The 19,103-nt window shown below is 59.5% G+C and carries 15 protein-coding genes; 5 read left to right on the top strand and 10 right to left on the bottom strand.

Annotated features, from left to right (window positions below; all coding sequences use genetic code 11):
* Positions 1 to 15: 15 nt before the first annotated feature.
* The 7 genes from EAO82_RS15055 to EAO82_RS15025 all read right to left on the bottom strand — a co-directional run bounded on the left by EAO82_RS15055 (position 16) and on the right by EAO82_RS15025 (position 10,183).
* On the bottom strand, positions 16 to 1,665 hold the full coding sequence (locus tag EAO82_RS15055) for a methyl-accepting chemotaxis protein (RefSeq protein WP_096344830.1): 1,650 nt from the start codon (positions 1,663 to 1,665) through the stop codon (positions 16 to 18).
* Positions 1,666 to 1,874: 209 nt separating this feature from the next.
* Positions 1,875 to 3,842, bottom strand: a complete 1,968-nt coding sequence (locus tag EAO82_RS15050; protein WP_096344829.1) for an acetyl/propionyl/methylcrotonyl-CoA carboxylase subunit alpha — start codon at positions 3,840 to 3,842, stop codon at positions 1,875 to 1,877.
* 21 nt (positions 3,843 to 3,863) lie between these two features.
* Positions 3,864 to 4,661: an enoyl-CoA hydratase/isomerase family protein gene (locus EAO82_RS15045; RefSeq protein ID WP_096344828.1), complete on the bottom strand. Its 798-nt coding sequence runs from the start codon at positions 4,659 to 4,661 to the stop codon at positions 3,864 to 3,866.
* Positions 4,658 to 5,845 (bottom strand): citronellyl-CoA dehydrogenase, encoded by a 1,188-nt coding sequence (gene atuD / locus EAO82_RS15040; protein WP_096344827.1) that lies wholly within the window; start codon positions 5,843 to 5,845, stop codon positions 4,658 to 4,660. Before atuD ends, EAO82_RS15045 begins: the two co-directional genes overlap by 4 nt.
* A gap of 14 nt (positions 5,846 to 5,859) precedes the next feature.
* Positions 5,860 to 7,476, bottom strand: coding sequence for a geranyl-CoA carboxylase subunit beta (gene atuC / locus EAO82_RS15035; protein WP_096344826.1), 1,617 nt, complete (start codon positions 7,474 to 7,476; stop codon positions 5,860 to 5,862).
* A 1-nt stretch (position 7,477) separates the two neighbouring features.
* The gene (locus tag EAO82_RS15030; RefSeq protein ID WP_096344825.1) at positions 7,478 to 8,347 is read right to left on the bottom strand and encodes an SDR family oxidoreductase; all 870 of its coding nucleotides are present in this window, start codon (positions 8,345 to 8,347) and stop codon (positions 7,478 to 7,480) included.
* Positions 8,348 to 8,386: 39 nt separating this feature from the next.
* On the bottom strand, positions 8,387 to 10,183 hold the full coding sequence (locus tag EAO82_RS15025; RefSeq protein ID WP_096344824.1) for an acyclic terpene utilization AtuA family protein: 1,797 nt from the start codon (positions 10,181 to 10,183) through the stop codon (positions 8,387 to 8,389).
* A gap of 135 nt (positions 10,184 to 10,318) precedes the next feature.
* Here EAO82_RS15025 and EAO82_RS15020 point away from each other — a divergent pair, with 135 nt between their 5' ends.
* The gene (locus EAO82_RS15020) at positions 10,319 to 10,966 is read left to right on the top strand and encodes a TetR/AcrR family transcriptional regulator (RefSeq protein ID WP_096344823.1); all 648 of its coding nucleotides are present in this window, start codon (positions 10,319 to 10,321) and stop codon (positions 10,964 to 10,966) included.
* 259 nt (positions 10,967 to 11,225) lie between these two features.
* Positions 11,226 to 11,897 carry an ATP-dependent zinc protease gene (locus EAO82_RS15015; protein WP_231703218.1) on the top strand — a complete coding sequence of 224 codons (672 nt, stop codon included), beginning with the start codon at positions 11,226 to 11,228 and terminating at the stop codon, positions 11,895 to 11,897.
* 60 nt (positions 11,898 to 11,957) lie between these two features.
* Here EAO82_RS15015 and EAO82_RS15010 read toward each other — a convergent pair whose 3' ends face one another.
* On the bottom strand, positions 11,958 to 12,488 hold the full coding sequence (locus EAO82_RS15010) for a DUF2058 domain-containing protein (RefSeq protein WP_096344822.1): 531 nt from the start codon (positions 12,486 to 12,488) through the stop codon (positions 11,958 to 11,960).
* A gap of 52 nt (positions 12,489 to 12,540) precedes the next feature.
* Positions 12,541 to 12,717 carry a DUF2897 family protein gene (locus EAO82_RS15005; RefSeq protein ID WP_096344821.1) on the bottom strand — a complete coding sequence of 59 codons (177 nt, stop codon included), beginning with the start codon at positions 12,715 to 12,717 and terminating at the stop codon, positions 12,541 to 12,543.
* Between the two features lie 66 nt (positions 12,718 to 12,783).
* On the opposite strand from EAO82_RS15005, the gene EAO82_RS15000 reads away from it, so the two are divergent.
* Complete coding sequence (locus EAO82_RS15000) at positions 12,784 to 14,040, top strand: D-serine ammonia-lyase (RefSeq protein WP_096344820.1); 1,257 nt, start codon at positions 12,784 to 12,786, stop codon at positions 14,038 to 14,040.
* Positions 14,041 to 14,047: 7 nt separating this feature from the next.
* Here EAO82_RS15000 and EAO82_RS14995 read toward each other — a convergent pair whose 3' ends face one another.
* On the bottom strand, positions 14,048 to 14,680 hold the full coding sequence (locus EAO82_RS14995) for a TetR/AcrR family transcriptional regulator (protein ID WP_096344819.1): 633 nt from the start codon (positions 14,678 to 14,680) through the stop codon (positions 14,048 to 14,050).
* 160 nt (positions 14,681 to 14,840) lie between these two features.
* Between EAO82_RS14995 and EAO82_RS14990 the strand changes: the two genes are divergently transcribed.
* Positions 14,841 to 16,007: an efflux RND transporter periplasmic adaptor subunit gene (locus tag EAO82_RS14990; RefSeq protein WP_096344818.1), complete on the top strand. Its 1,167-nt coding sequence runs from the start codon at positions 14,841 to 14,843 to the stop codon at positions 16,005 to 16,007.
* Positions 16,004 to 19,051 carry an efflux RND transporter permease subunit gene (locus EAO82_RS14985; RefSeq protein ID WP_096344817.1) on the top strand — a complete coding sequence of 1,016 codons (3,048 nt, stop codon included), beginning with the start codon at positions 16,004 to 16,006 and terminating at the stop codon, positions 19,049 to 19,051. Before EAO82_RS14990 ends, EAO82_RS14985 begins: the two co-directional genes overlap by 4 nt.
* Positions 19,052 to 19,103: the final 52 nt, after the last annotated feature.

Raw genomic sequence — 19,103 nt, 5'->3', positions numbered from 1 at the left:
TTGAAGCTTCCGGGTCTAGATCCGGAAGCGACTTACCAGACCGTCGATCTGCTTGCCCAACTGGGTCAGATGCTGGCTGGCTTCGGCGGTTTGCTGCGCACCTTCGGTGGTTTCGCGGGCCAGTTCGGCCGCTTCGGTCACGTTGCGGTTAACGTCTTCGACCACGGTTGACTGTTGGGTGGTGGCACTGGCAATCGAAGCGTTCAGCGCGACCATCTGCTGCATGGAATGGGCAATCTGTTCCAGCGCAGCACCCGCAGCATTCACCTGTTCGACGCTCTGCTCGGAATACTTGTCGCTCTGATTGATCACGTCGACCACCACCTGGGTGTTGGTCTGCAGTTTGCTGATCATGTTGTGAATTTCTTCGGTGGACTTCTGCGTGCGCTGAGCCAGGTTACGCACCTCATCAGCAACCACCGCAAAGCCACGACCCATTTCCCCGGCCCGTGCCGCCTCGATAGCCGCGTTGAGTGCCAGCAGGTTGGTCTGCTCGGCAATGTTGCGGATAACGTCCAGTACCGAAGTGATCTCGTTGGCATCGCTGGACAGGGTTTCCATATGCTGCACAGCGGTCTTCACGCTGCCAGACAAATGCTGGATCTGCTCGATGGTTTTCTCTACCTGAACGCGACCGTTGTTGGCGCCTTCATTGGCATTTTCCACTTCCTGAGCGGCGGCGTTGGCGTTCTGCGCGACGTCCTGTACACCATAGGTGATCTCGTTGATCGCGGTCGCCATCAACTCCATACGTTCGGATTGGCTGGTCATGCCGCGCAGGCTGTTATCACTGATCTGGTCCAATTGCTGGCCCGCGCTGATCAACTGCCTGGCACTGTCGCCTAGCTGTTGCACAATGCCGCGCAAATTGGCGGTGAAGGTGTTGAAGTGCAGAGCCAGTAGAGACAGCTCGTCTCTGGCGTCATCATCGAGTTTGCGCGTCAGGTCGGCTTCGCCGCTGGCAATGTCACGCATGGCCTCGACCACGCGGTTCAGCGGTTTGGAGATGCTGCTGCCAATGACGAACAGAATAGCGATCATGACTGCGGTAATGCCGGTGATAATCAGCAGCAGACGGATCACCTCATCACGGAACTTGGCCTCCATATCTTCGATAAAGATGCCGGTACCGACCATGTAATCCCAGGGTTTGAAATGCTTGAAGGCGGCGATCTTGTCCTGGCCTACATCTTCACCGGGTTCCTGCCCGGGGCGGGTCCAGGTGTACTCGATAAAAGCGGTGCTTTGCGTACGGGCCATGTTGACCATGTCAACGATGACGTTACTGCCGCCGGTGGAACTGTTGATGTTGCTCAGGTCCATGCCTTCGGTCTGTGGCGCCATGGGATGCATAATCATGACGTTGTCCATGTCATTGACCCAGAAGTATTCTTTTTCGTCATAGCGGAGCCCGCGCAATGCGGCCAGCGCTTGCTGACGAGCCTGTTCGCCGGTTAGCTCGCCGCTGACTTCCAGGCTGTGGAAATACGCCATCATGTCATGGGCGCTCTCCACCAGATGGGTGGCCTTGGTAATCTCCGCCTGGCGAAACTCTTCACGCATGCTCAGAAGCGAGACCACGGCGAGCAAGGTCATACTTGCCAGCGCAACGATGAGTATCAACCAGATCCTTTGACTGATCTTTATCCGGCGCAACAAATTCATCTACAACCTCCAGGTTACCGCGGCCAACTGCTATTTTTATTAAGGGTCTAATGACCTGACACATCCTGCAATCTATGTCGGCAGCCGGAGGAAAAACCTGAGCGATATTTTCTTGGCGCCAATGATGTCAATTTGACGGCATTTGCGCTTTGATTCAATAGGCATTGATCTGTATAGCTGGCATCTATCGAGCACTATTGGCCAAAGCGTTATGGGCTGATTTCCAGCAACCGCTGACGATGCCGCACCTGTTGCCCGGCGCTGACCGCGACGCTGGAGATAACGCCGTCGCAGCCGGCTTTGAGCTGATGCTCCATTTTCATCGCTTCCATCACCATGAGCAGTTGCCCGCGGCTGACCTGATCACCTTCGCTGGCAAGTACGCTGACGATGGCGCCGTCCATCGGTGCATGCAGGCTGTTGCTGTCGGATGACTGTGCAGTGCTGGCTGGCCGCTGGCTGGCATCCCGTAACGTCAGACTGCCGTTTTCGCCCTTGAGCCAGATCTGCTGACCATCGATTCGATAGGCCAGGGGCATGCGCACGCCGTCGAGCTCAATCCAGGATGGCGGCTGATCAAGAGCTGGTAACTTGAGTTCGAGCAGTTGCTCGCCGACGCGGGCCTGCATCAAGCCGGGGGTAGTGGGGGCTTTCGGTGTGAGATAAACCGGATATATTTCGCCTGCATGCTCAAGCAAGTAGCGGCTGGGCAGACTTGCGCTGTTGCTCCAGCCCGGCATCCGGTAGCGCGCGGCGGACTGTTGAAAGAGAAGGGCCGCTGCCATTGCCAGTTCCGGAGCGGAGGGTGGTTGCGGCGTCAGGCTCGGGTCTGCGGCGAATTGTTCGGTGGTCAGCGCGGTGGTCGCCTCGCCTGAAATAAAGGCGGTGCTTTGCAACAGGTTGATCAGGAAGCGCTGGTTGGCGACAACGCCCAGCAGCACCGACTGCTCCAACGCGCGAATCAGTTTCAGGCGGGCCTCTTCACGGCAGTTGCCGTGGGCAATCACCTTGGCGAGTAGCGGATCGTAAAAGGAACTGATGATCTGGCCCTCTTTCAGGCCGTGATCCACCCTTACGCCGGCACTATCGGTGGGCTGCCAGCAGCGAATCTGGCCGGTCTGCGGGATAAAGTCGCGGGTGCTGTCTTCGGCGTACAGGCGCACTTCCATAGCATGACCTCGCAGGGCTATCTGCTCTTGCTGCAGCGGCAGCGGGCGCCCTTGGGCTACGCTGATCTGCCAGGCGACCAGATCCACACCCGTGAGCATTTCGGTCACCGGATGCTCGACCTGCAGGCGCGTATTCATTTCCAGAAAGTAGAAATCACGCTGCTCGTCGAGCATGAACTCCACTGTGCCGGCGCCATAATAGTCAACGCTGGCGGCGGCCTTGACTGCGGCATCGCACATGCGTTGGCGCAGTTTGGCGGTCATCACCGGGCAGGGCGCCTCTTCGATGACTTTCTGATGGCGGCGCTGCACCGAGCAATCACGCTCGCCCAGGTGCAAAAGATTGCCGTGCTGATCGCCAAACACCTGCACCTCGACATGCCGTGGCCGCAGCAGTGCTTTTTCCAGAATCAGTTCATCACTGCCAAATGCGCTGAGCGCTTCCGAGCGGGCGCTGCGAAGTTGTGCGAGCAACTCGCCGGGTTCGCTGACCAGGCGCATACCGCGACCGCCGCCACCGGCGCTGGCCTTGATCATCAGCGGATAGCCAATTGATTGGGCGTGCTTGCTCAGGGTCTCGTCATCCTGTGCGGCGCCTTCGTAACCGGGGATGCAGGGAACGCCAGCGGCGAGCATGGCGATCTTCGACAGGCGTTTGCTGCCCATCAGGCGAATGGCCGCAGCGGAGGGACCGATAAAGCAGATATTCGCCTGGGCGCAGGCCTCGGCAAAATCGGCGTTCTCGGAGAGAAAGCCATAGCCCGGGTGGATGGCGTCGGCGCCTGTGCGCTTGGCCGCAGCAATGATTGCCTCGATATTCAAGTAAGACTGGTTGACCTGCGCCGGGCCGATACAGATCGCTTGGTCAGCCAGCTGCGGATGCAGGCTGTCGGCATCTGCCTCGGAATAAACCGCTACGCTGCGATAGCCGAGAGCGCGCACGGTGCGCAGAATGCGACAGGCGATTTCGCCACGGTTGGCGACCAGTATGCAGTTGAAGGCGCTCATGCGGATTCCTTGGGCATTCGATTATTCAGCCCAGCTGGGCGGTCTTTTCTGCACAAATGCCTGGGTGCCCTCGGCGCCTTCGGCTCCGGTGACGGACTCGGCAAAGGCCTCGGCTGCCTGGTCGAGCAGGCTGTGCATCGACTGCTCGCCGCAGGCCAGTAACAGGTGTTTGGTACGGGCATTGGCCTGGGGTGCGCATTGGCGGATCTGCTGCAGATAGCTGTCGAGCTGCATTTGCAAGTCCTCGCTATTGTTCTCACTGTGGTGCACCAATCCCAGACGTAGCGCTTCGTCGCCATTGAAGCGGGCGGCGGTCAGCGCCAGGCGACGGGCCTGGGTCAGGCCGATGCGCTTGACCACGAAGGGTGCGATCTGCGCAGGAATGACACCCAGGCTGGTTTCTGGCAGACCGAAGCGGGCATCCTCCAGGCACAAGGCAATATCCGCTATGCAGGCCAGACCCAGGCCACCGCCCAGCACCGTACCTTCCAGCACCACCAGCACCACTTGCGGCTGTCGCTCGGCCAGCTCCAGCAGACGGCCGAAGTGCCTGTTCAGTTCGCGGTAGGCGTTCTGGCCAGTGGCTCTGGCGTTGGCCATGTCCTTTATGTCGCCGCCGGCACAGAAATGACCACCGGCGCCGCGCAGAACGATGGCCCGTAGCTGCTCGTCATTGGCGGCGATGGTCAGGGTATCGATCAACTCTTCAAGCATCGTCAGGTTCATGGCGTTGCGGCTGTCTGGCCGATTCAGGGTGATTTGCAGCACGCCGGGCTGCTGGTCCAGCAGTAACGTCTGGCAGGCAGGGTAGGTCATCACTGGGTGCCCTCACGCTGGGTGGGTGAGGCTGGCCGTTTGCCGGGCAGGGTGCCCATCAGCTTGCAGATGATGCCGAGCATGATTTCATCGGCACCACCGCCGATGGAGACCAGGCGCACGTCGCGATAGGCGCGGGCGACCGGGTTGTCCCACATATAACCCATGCCGCCCCAGTACTGCAGGCAGGCGTCGGTCACTTCACGGCCGAGCCTGCCGGCCTTGAGCTTGGCCATTGAGGCCAGTTGGGTGACGTCCTTGCCGGCCACGTATTGCTCGGTGGCCTGGTAGACCAACGCGCGCAGGCATTCGATCTCGGTTTGCAATTCCGCCAGGCGGAAGTGAATCACCTGGTTGTTGATCAGCGGCTGGCCGAAGGTCTGGCGTTCCTTGCAATAGGCGATGGTGCTGCTGATGCAATGCTCCAGGCCTTTGAGGATATTCGCTGCGCCGAACAAACGCTCTTCCTGGAATTGCACCATCTGCATCATGAAACCGGCGCCTTCCTGGCCGAGCAGGTAGCGCTGGGGCACGCGCACGCTGTCGAAAAAGACCTGCGCGGTTTCCGAGCTGCGCATGCCGAGTTTATCCAGTGGCTGGCTCAGGCTGATGCCGGGGGTGTTCATAGGCACCATGATCAGCGACTTGTTGCTGTGCGGCTTGCCGTCGGAGGTATTGGCCAGCAGACAGATGAAGTCCGCCGAGGGCGAGTTGGTAATCCACATCTTGCTGCCGTTGATCACATAATCATCGCCGTCCTTGCGCGCTGTGGTACGGATGCTCGCAACATCCGACCCGCCGCCGGTTTCCGACACACCGATGCAGCCGACCCATTCACCGCTGATGGCCGGGCGCAAAAACTCTTCGCGTAGCGCATCCGAGCCAAAGCGCGCAAGGGCCGGGGTGCACATGTCCGTCTGCACGCCGATGGCCATGGGCACGCCACCGCAATGAATGGTGCCGAATTCTTCTGCGGCAACGATCGAATAGCTGTAATCCAGCCCCATGCCGCCATAGGCTTCAGGTTTGGAGATACCCAGCAGGCCGAGATCACCAGCCTTGCGGAAAAGCTCATGCATGGGGAAAGTGCCGGCCGCCTCCCAGTCATCTACATGGGGATTGATCTCCCTGTCGATAAACTGCCTGACTGTGCGGCGCAGGGCGTTATGTTCTTCGGTAAACAGCATGGGATGATCTCCGATTACAGGCGGGCAACGCCAAAGGTGTTGGGGGACAGCGGCCGGGCCGCCGCTTCAGCGCAGATATCCAGCAGCAGGCCGAACAGCGTACGGGTGTCGCGTGGGTCGATCAGGCCATCGTCCCAGAGGCTGGCGGTGCCATAGAGTGCGCTGGATTGGCTGTCGAGCTTCTGCGCGGTGGCCTGCTCAAGCATATCCAGCATCGCCGGATCGGCAGTCTTGCCGTCGCGGGCGTGTTTGCCTTCGGTAACGATGCGCAGGACTTTGCCGGCCTGCGCGCCGCCCATCACCGCGGTGCGGCTGTTGGGCCAGGCGAAGATAAAGCGTGGATCCAGGCCGCGGCCACACATCGCATAGTTGCCCGCACCGTAGGAGCCGCCGACCACCAGCGTCAGCTTGGGCACGCGGGCGTTAGCCACCGCCTGGATCATCTTCGACCCATGTTTGATCACACCCTGGCGCTCGGCCTCGGTGCCGACCATAAAACCGGTGGTGTTATGCAAAAACAGCAGCGGGGTATTGCTCTGGTCACATAGCTGAATAAATTGCGCGGCCTTGGCTGCACCCTGGGGCGTGATCGGGCCGTTGTTGCCGATCAGCGCGCAGCGGTGACCGTAGATACTCAAATGGCCGCAAACGGTTTGACTGTCGAACTCGTTCTTGAACGGCAGAAAGGCCGACGCATCGGCGATGCGGGCGATAATCTCGCGCACGTCATAGGGTGTTTTCGGATCGGCCGGCACGACGCCTAGCAGCTCTTCGGCGTCATGCAATGGCGGCTCCCAAGGCTGGGCGACAGCCTGCGGTAAGCGTTCATTCCACGGCAGGCTGGCGAGAATATCGCGGGCCAGGCGCACACCGTCGGCGTCATCCTCGGCCAGATATTCTGCGGTGCCGGCGACCTCAGCGTGCATCTGCGCACCGCCGAGTTGTTCCTCAGTGGCGATCTCGCCGGTCGCGGCCTTGAGTAGCGGCGGGCCGGCGAGGAACATCCGCGCCTTGCCGCGTACCACCACCACATAATCCGACAGCCCTGGCTGGTAAGCACCGCCGGCGGTGCTGGAGCCATGCACCACAGTGATCTGCGGAATACCGGCAGCGGACAGCCGAGCCTGGTTGGCAAAGGCCCGCGCGCCTTCGACGAAGATCTCCGCCGCGTAACTCAGATTGGCGCCACCGCTTTCCGCAAGCGTAATCACCGGCAATTTGTTCTCCGCGGCGATCTGCTGCAGGCGCAGGGATTTTTTCAGCCCGCTGGGGGAAATGGTGCCGCCCTTGATCGCGCTGTTGTTGGCAATCACCAGGCAGCGCACCGCTGATACGTAGCCGATGCCGGCGATCAGCCCGCCGCCGGCCAGCGTGCCGTCCTTGTCGTCATGCAGCTTGTAGCCGGCCAGCGCGCAGAGTTCTATAAAGGGGGCGCCGGGGTCCAGCAGCAGGCCGAGACGTTCACGTGGCAATAACTGACCGCGTTGTTCAAAGCGCGCCTTGGCCTGCTGGGCCTTGTCCAGCACCTGCTGCTCGACGCTGCGAAAGCTGTCGATGGCGGCAAGCATGGCCTCGCGGTTGGCAGCAAAATCACTGTCAGACGGATTGATTTGCGATTCAAGAATGGGCATATCAGTCACCCTCTTTAAGCACGTCGGGGGTCACTGCGCGGTGGAAACCATCGAAAGGCGCATTGTTTTTTGCTGCCGGCAGCGGCCATACCGCGTTGCCCAGGCTGGCACCGCCATCAATGCGCAGGCTCGCGCCATTGATAAAGGCGGCTGCCGGGGAGAGCAGAAAGACAATTGCCGCCGCCACCTCTGCTTCAGTGCCCAGCCGCTTGAGCGGCACGCCGTCTTTCAGGCGCGGGATGATTGCCTTCATGGCGCCGTCGTAGGTGTCCATGCCGCTGGAGGCGATCCATCCCGGTGCGACGGCGTTGACCGTCACCCCGGCATGCGCCCATTCAAAAGCAGCGGTCTTGGTGAAGTTGTCCATACCGGCGCGTGCTGCGCCCGAGTGGCCCATGCCCGGCATACCGCCCCACATATCGGCGAGCATATTGACGATACGCCCGCCGGTTTTGCACATACTCTGATTGAACACCTCGCGGGCGACCAGAAAGCCGCCGACCAGATTGGTCCGCATGACGGTCTCGAAGCCCTTCTGGCTGATCGCCGCTAAAGGCGAGGGGAACTGTCCGCCAGCGTTATTGACCAGTCCATGAATCGCGCCGTGTTCTTGCACCAGGGTCGTGACTAACTGGCGCACGGATTCCTCCTCGCGGATGTCACAGCGCTGCCAGGATGCCCGCCCGCCGTCTTCAATGATTTCGGCGCAGGTGTTTTCCAGTTTCTCCGGCTGCCGACCTACCAGCACCACGTGGGCGCCCAGCGAGGCCAGCTCGTGGGCGGTGCAGCGACCGATCCCGCTACCGCCGCCTGTGACTACGATGGTCTGATTTCGAAATAAGTCGGGCTTGAAGATGCTGCTGTAGCTCATTGGTTTTTATCCCGTTATTGTTCTGATCAAGCACGTTGGTCAAGCGTGTTGTTGAAGTAAGTCGGGCGGAATGCTGATCGGGATTTCCAGCAGCTGCTGGGCGAAAGCCTTGCCCTGCGGATCGATGCGCAAGCTCGCCACGCCGCCGCCGCCCAGGCTGTTTTCCAGCAGAAAATTCAGGCTGTGGCAGCCGGGTAGATACCAGCGGGTTACCCGACCGCGCTGCGGGTCCAGTACATGGGCCATCCACTCGGCGACTGCCTGCTCGCTCAGAGCCGCTGCGATCCAGGGCAAATACTCCGCTCGCCGGGCCATGACGCCGATATTGCTGTGGTTGCCTTTGTCGCCGGAGCGAGCGACGGCCAGCTGCATCAAGGGCACCTGCATCAGCTTGGCGGTTTCCTTGAGGGGTGGTGCGGGTCCCGTTGCGGTCGATACCGGCCCGGTTGAGACGGCTGCCAGGTCAGGCAGCCCCACCGGCGAGGTCTGCCCATTCAATTGCACGCTGAGTTCGCAATCGGCTTTGTCGATGAGAAAAGAGAACAGTCGAATCATCGGGTATACCGTCGGTCGGCCGCCGACGATGCCGGTCAAGCCCGGTGCCATGCCGGTCGCGGCCTGGGCGATCTCTCGGGAGAACAGCACCAACGCCTGCTTGTTGGTATGGCTGACCGCCATCTTGATCACCACCTCCCGAGTGTCGCCCCGGCGCGCTTGGGGGCCGTAGGTAGCCTCGCTGCCGAGTAGCTCGATATCCACCCGGCGGTAATCTTCCCAGCCACGTTGGCTAAACATCTCTCGGGTTCTGTTGATAATCGCCTGACTGACGCGTTCCGCCTTGGCCACGGCTTCTACCCCGGCCATCAGGCAACTCGCTGTGCACTTGAAACCATCAGGCCAGGTAGCGCTGACTTTGTACTGGTCGGTGGGCGCGCGGCCCTGGGCTCCAGTGACTTCAACCAGATTTTCCGCGACTTGCCTGAGCTTGACCGCGGTGAAATCGCAGATGACATCAGGCAGCAGATAGTTACCCGGATCGCCGATTTCATACAGCAACTGCTCGCCTACCGTCAGTGGACTGATCAGCCCGCCACTGGCGTCGGGCTTGCTGATCAATATGCGCCCAGTCTGGTCTATCTCAGCAATGGGAAAACCGATGTGCTCAAAGTCGGGTACTTGCTGCCAGTCGGTAAAGTTGCCGCCAGTGCATTGCGCGCCACACTCGATCAAATGGCCTGCCAGTGCCGCCTGGGCGAGGCGATCGTAATCGTTCCAGGCCCAGCCGAACTCATGCACCAGCGGCGCGCTGACCAGTGCGCTGTCCACGATACGGCCGGTGATGACAATATCGGCGTCCTGCTGCAGAGCGGTGACAATCCCGGGTGCGCCCAGATAGGCATTAGCGGAAACGCATATAGCGGGGAGGGGCTCGTCACTGAACATGTCTTTCAGGCCCTGGCTTTTCAGCGTGGGAAGCTGAGGGCGCAGATCGTCCCCCAGCAGCACGGCGATATTCAGGTTTACACCTGCGCGTTGGCAGGCCGCTTGGAGCGCGTTTGCGCAGCCTTGGGGATTGATGCCACCGGCATTGCTGATGACCCTGATGCCGCCTGTGGCCAGTTGCGGCAGCAGCGGCTCGAGCACCTCGACAAAGTCGGTGGCATAGCCGGCGTCTATGTTTTTCATCTGGGCGCCGGCCATGATCGACATGGTGATCTCGGCCAGGTAGTCAAACACCAGATAATCCAGCTGCGCGCCATTGACCAACTGGGCTGCCGCAGTAGATGTATCACCCCAGAAGGCACTGGCACAGCCTATGCGTACAGCTTTATTCATGTGCTTCTCCGTTGCATCTGAACTCACCTTACCAAGCAAGCGCTTGGTTTGAAAAGTCATGATGAATAGCGTTTAATGCCTCCCACTGACGTTTGGCGTAAATGCCATCTTTCCTTCGTGAATCTAGAGAGCCTGATGCAGCACAGCGCCCCTGAAAATAACCAAAAAGTACTTGGCGAGCTGATGGCCGCGGGGCTGTTGACCGACCCGGCTACGCCGCGTGGCCGGTTACTGCAAGCCTCCGCACATCTGTTCAGCAGCAAGGGCTTTGAGCGCACAACGGTGCGTGATCTGGCCGCGGCGGTTGGCATTCAGTCGGGCAGCATCTTTCATCACTTTAGAAGTAAAGACGACATTCTGCGGGCGGTGATGGAGGAAACCATTCACCGAAATACTGCGCTGATGCGCATGGCAATCGAAGGTCTGGAAGATCCGAGGGAACGCCTGCTGGCGCTGATTCGCTGCGAGCTGCAATCGATCATGGGTGGTACCGGGGAGGCCATGTCGGTCCTGGTCTATGAATGGCGTTCGTTATCCGAAGAAGGTCAGTTACTCATTCTGGGGCTGCGTGATATCTATGAAGGCGTCTGGCTGGATGTGCTGCAGCAGGCTTATGAAACAGGTCTGGTAACGGTGGAACCTTTTGTCCTACGCCGTCTGCTGACTGGCGCATTATCCTGGACCATCACCTGGTTCAACCCTCAAGGGCAGATGAGCCTGGACGATTTGGCCGAAAAGGCCTTGGAAATGCTGACCTGTTCCGCGAATAAGCATCCGATTTAGCCTGGGGTAATCACTTGGCGGCATTGTGGTGGCAAACTAGACAAAAGCTATATGGATGATCTGTTTCAGCAGTTGAGAAACCAGGGTGAGCTCTCACGCCTGCTGGCGCTGCATGGCTTAGCTGACGCCGACTGAGTCTGTACGTTTTATGGAAATAGGCTAAAATGCCGCGTCCGTTCAGAGTGAAGCGGACAGGTTGATAGGGGGCACTTATGCCGAACTGCCCTGTCTACCCAGTACTCTCTTCAAAGGATTCCCCATGCAATCAGCTTTTAAAACGTCTTTTGTGGCCGCCCTGATGACGGCCAGTATCGCCTTTGCCGGTGCTCTGCATGCGGAGCCCGAAGAGAAGAAAAAAGGTAAACAGAGCTCGGAAGAAGTGCAGATCGACAACAAGGTCGTCGTCGGCTGGATTGAGAAGGGTCGCATTCTTCCTGAGCACACAGCGGTCAAGATCAAGGTCGACTCGGGCGCGCTCACCTCATCCATGCATGCCGTCAATATTGAAGATTTCAAGCGCAAGGGTAAGCAGTGGGTCCGCTACGACGTCCCGGTGAAGGATGCTGACACTGGCGAATTAATTGAAATGGAGTTCGAGCGCCCGGTCTTCCGGCGCATTCTGGTACGTGGCGCCGGTGGCGAGGATCGTCGTCCCGTGGTCAAGATGTCGATCTGTATGGGTGACCGCGTCTATGAAGAGCAGTTTTCCCTGCGTGATCGCGGCGACATGACCTATCCGGTGTTGATTGGCCGTCGGACTATTGAGCATATCGGCCTGATCGATGTGTCACGCACCTTCATGCTGCCGCTGGAATGCTCCAAATCGGATGAAGAAGAAGAGCGTGACAAGCAGGAGCGCATCAAGGATGACGAGGCGTTGGATAGTGACGTCGATGCACCTGAAGAAGTAGAGGAAGAGCACGAAGAGTAATCTTCAGTAGCATACTGACTAAGTGCTCTTGACCAGCATGTGGTGAACGTCTTTATTGACTCACCACATGAGGTCATCCGGTACCTGAAAGGCAGCGTAGGGGTCATCCTCTGCCGGGGCCTGCTGTTCCACCTTGGCAATATGCACGGGCCACTGCGGCGCCCGTTCACTGACCTTGTGCGCGATCTCAATCGGTATCAGTTCAAAGTTGCCTGACATCCGAACCACGCCCAGCTGGCCTCGGCTCAACTTGCCAAATTGCTCTTCGGTGACATAGATCTTCTTGATCTTGTTCTTGCTGGCGAACTGGTAGGCGGTCTCACCGCCGGCCCTGTCCAATTTGTTCTGTTCGATCAACTGCTTGGCCTGGGCCTCACGTTCCTTGCGTGCAGCGTCGTCCTTGCGTTGCTGATTGAGGGCGCGGTCGCGCTCGGCCTTCTCTGCACGGGCTTTATCTACCGCAGCAGCTGAATCATAAGACTTTTCCGGTTCGTTTTTCGCGGCTTTCTTTTTTGCCCGCTGGGCTTGTTTGAGCTTCTTCTCGTCGACCAAGCCGGACTTGAGTAACTGAGCTTGCAGTGAATTGACCATACTGGGGAGCTACCTGCCTCGAGCGGTGAATAATAAAGGGCACATTCTAACGTCAATCCTGCTCTTTTTCCCGCGCTTCCTGTGCTTCAACTTCAGCCTGCCGCGCCTTGATTCGCTTCATTTTTTCCTTGCTGATGGGCATTTTGTAAGCAGTTATGTAGACTTTATAGAGTGCACCCGCGACGGTTAACACCGCGAGTACTACGAATATCCAGCCAATTAAAGACATGAGCATTTTCCTCTGGGCAGTTGTCCATAGCTTCATGATGCTCAACACCCGTTAACAAGGCAAATTATGCTTGCACCCGAGTTGGCCGATACTCTGCGCGGCCGCATGCCCATGCTCTGGCTTAATCCTGGTAGTCGCAGCCTGGAAGATCCTTTATCCCCCGATCTGGTTGATGCCGCGGAGCGGCGGTTGCTGCGTGCCGGCCCATTGCTGGCAAAGATATTGCCCGGCTTGGCTGGTAGCGATGGCCTGATCGAATCGCCACTAATGGATGCGCAAGCCTTGCGTGATGCGCTGGGCGGTCAGTCACGCTGGCTGTTCAAGGCGGACAACCGTCTGCCGGTCGCGGGCTCGGTGAAAGCCCGGGGCGGGTTTCATGAGGTGTTGGAGTTTGCGGAGCAAGTCGCCCTGAGCCACGGATGGGATGGAGTCAATTTCGCCGACCTGGCTGAGCCGCGCTGGCGCGCCTGCTTTGCTACCTACCAACTGGTGGTGGGTAGCACCGGTAACCTGGGTATCAGCATCGGGCTGATGTCCCGCGCGTTGGGGTTTGCTGCCCAAGTGCATATGTCAGATGACGCCAAGCAATGGAAAAAACAGCTGCTGCGTGACCAGGGTGTAGATGTCGTGGAGCACGCCGGTGACTACGCCAAGGCGGTCGCTGCCGGTCGGGCCATTGCCGAAGCCGATCCGCAGGCGCATTTTGTCGATGACGAGCGCTCTCTTTCGCTATTTTGCGGTTACGCCGTGGCCGGGCGGCGCGTCGCGGCGCAGTTGGCGGAGCAGGGTATCGAAGTTAACGCCGCCAACCCACTTTTGATCTATCTGCCCTGTGGCGTCGGTGGCGCACCAGGGGGCATCACCTATGGGCTCAAGCAGGTGTTTGGTAACAATGTGCACTGTTTTTTTGCCGAACCACTTGAATCGCCCAGCGTGTTGGTGCAGCTGGCGTCCGGTGTGCGTGATCCGATGTCGGTGCACGATATAGGGCTGAGTAACCGCACGCTGGCTGATGGTTTGGCGGTAGGCCAGGCCTCAATGCTTGCGTCGACCTGCATGCAGGATCGTCTGGCGGGGGTGTTCACCGTGCCGGATACGTCGCTAGGCTATTATCTCGAGTTGGCCTGGGAAAAGCTGGGCGAGCGCGTCGAGCCCTCGGCAGCGGCGGCCTTTCCCGGACCTGGTTGGATCACTGGGTCGCAGGCGGGCCTACAGTGGTGTGCCCGGCATCAGATTGATCCTTCCCGAGCGACCCACATCCTTTGGTGCACGGGCGGCAGTCTGGTGCCTGACGCCGAATTCCAGCAGTGGTTAGGCCTGTAACGGGTATTCAGGGCCGCATCGAATGTCCAAGCATGCCAATGGTGTAGCTGATCAGCGCATCGGCATCGGGTAGATCCGTGGCCTTTTGATCCGGCTGACGGGCCTCCATGATCACGCCATGCAGTGCACCACGCAGAAAGTAAGCGGTCATTACCGGATCGGCCACGCGCTCTGGGCTCAGGCTCCCGTCGGCGATGCCCTGTTGCAACACCTCCACCATCAACTGCATGACCTGGTTACCGCAGCCTTGCAGTGCCTGGCTTTGATCGTCCTCATCAAGCAAATGCGGAAAAGTACCTGACTGGGTCAGCACGTCAAAATAATCAGGTTCCTCGCAGCTGAACGCGTAATAAGCCGCGCCCAAAGCCCCGACCTTTTCTATGCCCACGGCATCGGACTGGGCCACCGCGACAAACCTGTCACGCAGCGCCTGCACTGAGCGCAACATGATGCCGCGCATGATCGCGGTTTTGTCTTTGAAATACACATACAGCAATGCACGGCTCAGCTGCGCTGTACGAGCAATTTCATCCATTGAGCATTTATCGAAGCCCTTACTGAAGAAGGCCTTCTCGGCGGCGTCGAGAATGCTGTCCCGGCGTTCCTGTTTTTCCTGCTCACGACGTTGATCTAGGCTCATAGGCGTTCTTTTCAATCCTGTTCTGTTCTCTTTCATGCTACCCGAGGTCGTTCTGAAATACGCATTTGCTGGTTTGTTTTACTAGCTTGTTGACAAAATGTCAATTAATGACAATATGTAAAGCATAGGTTCCCCAGCGGCCGATATTTTGGAGTACATCATGTCAACGGCAACGGTTAAAGCTAATGCTCTCATACTCGCTCTGCTTGCTTCGGTCGTTTTCCTGAACGGTTGCGGGCCTGCTGGCAGCGCGGATGCGGCGATCAGTGCGCAGCCACATGTGGTGCCCGTACGCGCGGTGGAGGTCACCGGTAGTGTCGCCGCGGAGCCACTGCGTTTTGCCGGCTCGGTGCGTGCCAGAGATCGCGCCAGCCTGACCTTTCAGGTGGGTGGCGTGCTGCGTTCAAGGCAGGTGGAAATAGGTCAGCAGGTGCAGGCCGGCGAAGTGTTGGCCGCGCTTTACAATCCGGAACTGGTACCTGCGCGTGACGCCGCGCGCGCCCGATTGAATGAATTACAGGCGCAGGCAGAGCAGGCGCGTCGTGAGCAGCAGCGCGGTGAGCAACTGTTCGAGCGCGGCGTGCTGTCGACCCAGGAACTGGAACAACAGAGCGCCCGATTGGCGGCATTGGATGCGGGCGTTGGCAGTGCCAGGGCCGCATTGAAACAGAGCGAACAGTTGAGTGCTGAAAGCCAGCTGCGGGCACCTTTTACCGGCCGGGTAGAGGCGCTGCTGGTGGAACCAGGGGAATTTGTCGCGCCTGGCCAGGCGGTCATGCGGCTGGCTTCATCCAACGGGCTGGAAGTCGAGGTCAGGGTGCCTGCGCATCTGATCGGCGATCTGGTGGTAGGTCAAACGTTGCCGGTCTGGTCTAGCCTGACCGGGTCGAGCCTGACCGGGTCGAGCCTGACCGGGTCTAGCCTGACCGGGTCTAGCCTGACCGGTCCGCAGGCGGACGGGCGGCAGGCAGTAGGGCGGTTGTTGGAGTTGGGGCAAGGTGCTTCCCAGGCGGGGGTTCTGTACCCGATGGTGGTCAGCCTTGACTCGACCCAGTTCCGTTCCGGCGACGCGGTGGAGGTCGGCATCGAGCGCAACATGGGCGATGCTTTACGGGTGCCGCTGTCAGCGGTAATGCGCTCCGCCGATGGATTGGCGGTATTTCAGGTGACCGAGGAGGGCAAGGTCAAGCGCGTACCAGTCAGCGTGAGCGCAATGCAGGGCGAACAGGCGATTTTAAGTAACAGCCCGCTAAAGCAGGGTGACCAGGTTGTGTATGCGGGGCTGACACGCTTGGCCGATGGCGATGCCGTGGAACTGCTGCCATGAACCTTCTCGGGCTGGTACGCCCACGACTGATCAGCCTGGTGGTGGTCATGCTGTGCCTGCTCGGCATAGCCTCATACCTGACCATGGCCCGCCAGGAAGACCCGAGCTTTCCGCACCGTGCCGGGCTGATTACGGTGGTTTATCCCGGCGCGACGGCTGAAGCAGTAGAGCGGCTGGTGCTTGAGCCGTTATCAGATGAGCTATCCCAGGTCGAGGAGCTGGAATATTTTACCGCCACCGCGCGCACGGGTGTGGCGCTGATCAGCCTCACTCTCGAAGATGCGATCTATGACACGGATTCCGCCTGGGATCGGGTGCGCCAGGCGATGACGCGCGCCGAGCTGGAGTTTCCGGACGGCGTGGCGCAGATTTCACTGGATGATCGCATGATCGATATTCCCGCCGTGGTGTTGGCCGTGCGCGGCGATGCCTCGCTGGTGCACCTGGGGCTGGAGGCGGAACGCCTAAAGCGCGAGATGCTGGATATTCCCGGATTGTCGCGTATTGATCTGGAAGGCAAGGCTGACGAGCAGGTCACCATCGCCCTGCGTGACGCGCAGATGAGCCGCCTGGGCATTTCCCCCGCCTATCTGGCATCGATCCTGGCGCAGCGCAACCAGGTTATTCCGGGTGGCTTTGTGGTCTCCGGTGACAAGCGCATGGGCCTGTTACCCAATAGCGAATTTGTCAGTATTGATGCCCTGCGCGGTACCCAGATCCCACTGCCGGAAGGTGGTGAGATACCGCTGGAAGCCATCGCCGATATCTGGCGCGGGCCCCTGGAACCGGCTCAGCCGAAAGCCTGGTTCGACGGCGAACAAGCGGTCATCGTTAGTCTGACGGCGGTAAGGGGTCAGCTCGATGCGATCCGCTTCGGGGAGCAGGTGCGTGAACGCCTTGAGCAGTTGCGGCCCGAGTTTGCGCCGTTGCATATAGAAGAGATGTTCTTTCAGCCGGATCAGGTCAAGGAGCGGCTGGACGGGCTGGAGTGGAACCTGCTTGGCAGTGTGCTGATCATCGTGCTGGTGGTGTTTGCCGGCATGGGCTGGCGCATGGGCATTCTGGTCGCCACCATGCTGCCGATGGTCGCCCTTATCAGCCTGGGCATTTACGATCTTGGCGGCGGCATACTGCATCAGATTGCGGTAATCGGCATGGTCATTTCGCTGGGCATTCTGATTGATAACGCCATCGTCATGGTCGAAAACGTGCAGGATCGGCTCAACCGTGGCGAATCCCGAGCTCAGGCCGTGCGTCATGCCATCGCTGAGCTGGCCGGGCCTTTGGGCGCCTCGACAGCGACAACCCTGGCAGCTTTTACGCCCTTGCTCCTAGCCAAGGGTGGCACAGCCGATTTTACCCGGGGCATTCCAGTGATGATCATGCTGACGCTGACGGTCAGTTACCTTCTGGCGATAGGCGTCGCACCCTTGCTCGCCGGCCGTTTTCTCAAGCCAACGCAAACACGCTCTAGCCGGGTAATGGAAAATATCGGCAATGGCCTTGCCCGATTCAGTACCGGATCGCCGGTGTGGATGATCCTGCTTGGCGTGGTCATGGTTTGCCTGAGCCTGGCTTTGCTGCCGCAGTTGAAACTGCAATTTTTCCCCAATGCTGATCGGCCGTTAGTGGTGGTCGAGCTGTATATGCCGGAAGGCACCGACCAGCAGCGTACTGAACAAGTGGCCGCCGAGCTGGAGAGTCGGATTCGCCAGCGGCCCCAGGTCACGCAGGTGCATCGGTTCGCCGGGTCTGCCGGCCCCAGCTTCTATTACAACCTGATGCGCGCACCCCAGGCGCCTAATCGGGCGCGCATTGTTATTCATACCGAGGATCTGGCTGCCACTAACGGGATCATCCACTGGGTCCGCGAGCATGTGGCCAGCAGCATGCCTGAACTGGATGTGGTCGCCAGCACTCTGGGTCAAGGCCCGCCGCGGGCAGCGCCGGTCGAGGTGCGGCTCTATCACCCTGACGACAACGTGCGCATAGCCGCAGCCGAACAGGTGTTTGCGCTGCTCAAGGCCAGCGAGGGCGCGGTGGATGTGCGGCATGACATCGATCTGGGTGTGCCGATGCTACGCGTGGACGTGGATGATGCCCTGGCGTCGCGTTACGGTCTGACCCGAGCAGATGTTGCTCAGGCATTGAATACCCGCAGCCTGGGTCTCACCGTGGAGCAATATCGCCAGGAGCGCGATCCTCTGCCGCTGGTGCTGCGCTCGCCGGAGGGCACGCGGCAGTCGTTGGAGCGCTTGATGTCAGCCAGCGTATTCAATGACGAGGGCGAGGCGATTCCGTTGACGGCATTGGCGCGTATCCAGCCGGGCTGGCAGCCAGCGGGTATCCGCCAACGCAACGGGGTGCGGGTGTATACCGTTACCGCGGGCCTGGAGGACGGTTACAGTTTCAGTCAGGTGCTTGATCATATGTATAGCGGGCTGGCCGAAACACCGCTGCCAGCCGGCGTGCGGCTGGAGCTGGGCGGTGACAGTGAGGGCTCCGGTGATGCCAACAGCGCGATCTTTACCACCGCGCCCGTGGGTATGCTTCTGCTGCTGTTTTTCCTGCTACTGCAGTTCAACTCCTTTCGCCGTGTCGGCATCATTTTACTCACTGTGCCCCTGGCCGCAGTGGGGGTGTTTCCGGGTCTGGTATTTTCCGGTTCACCGTTCGGCTTCCAGTCGGTGCTGGGAATTATCGCGCTGGTAGGAATTGTAGTGAACAATGCCATTGTGTTGATCGATGTGGTGGATCAACGTCTGTCAGAGGGTATGGATATCAAAGAAGCGGTCTACGAGGCGATAGTGCGTCGTACGCGGCCGATCCTGTTGACCACGGCCACGACCATCGCCGGGTTGCTGCCGCTGGCATTCTCCTCCTCCACGTTATGGCCGCCTATGGCCTGGGCGATTATCTCCGGTTTGCTCGCCTCCACGGTACTCACTTTGCTGGTTATTCCGGCGGTATGCCGCCTGGTATTGAAGGCGCCCGCGAGTTCGTCATTAGCGATTGAGGGCCATGCTCAGACATCGAATGAATAACTGCGCTAACTGCTTGACTGGCTTCGCAGAATGTTTACAATGCGCGCCTGTT

It is taken from the genome of Halopseudomonas pelagia (assembly GCF_009497895.1).
Lineage (GTDB): Bacteria > Pseudomonadota > Gammaproteobacteria > Pseudomonadales > Pseudomonadaceae > Halopseudomonas > Halopseudomonas pelagia_A.
Note: the sequence above shows the minus strand (reverse complement) of the source record. Positions and strands in the feature narration are given on the sequence as shown.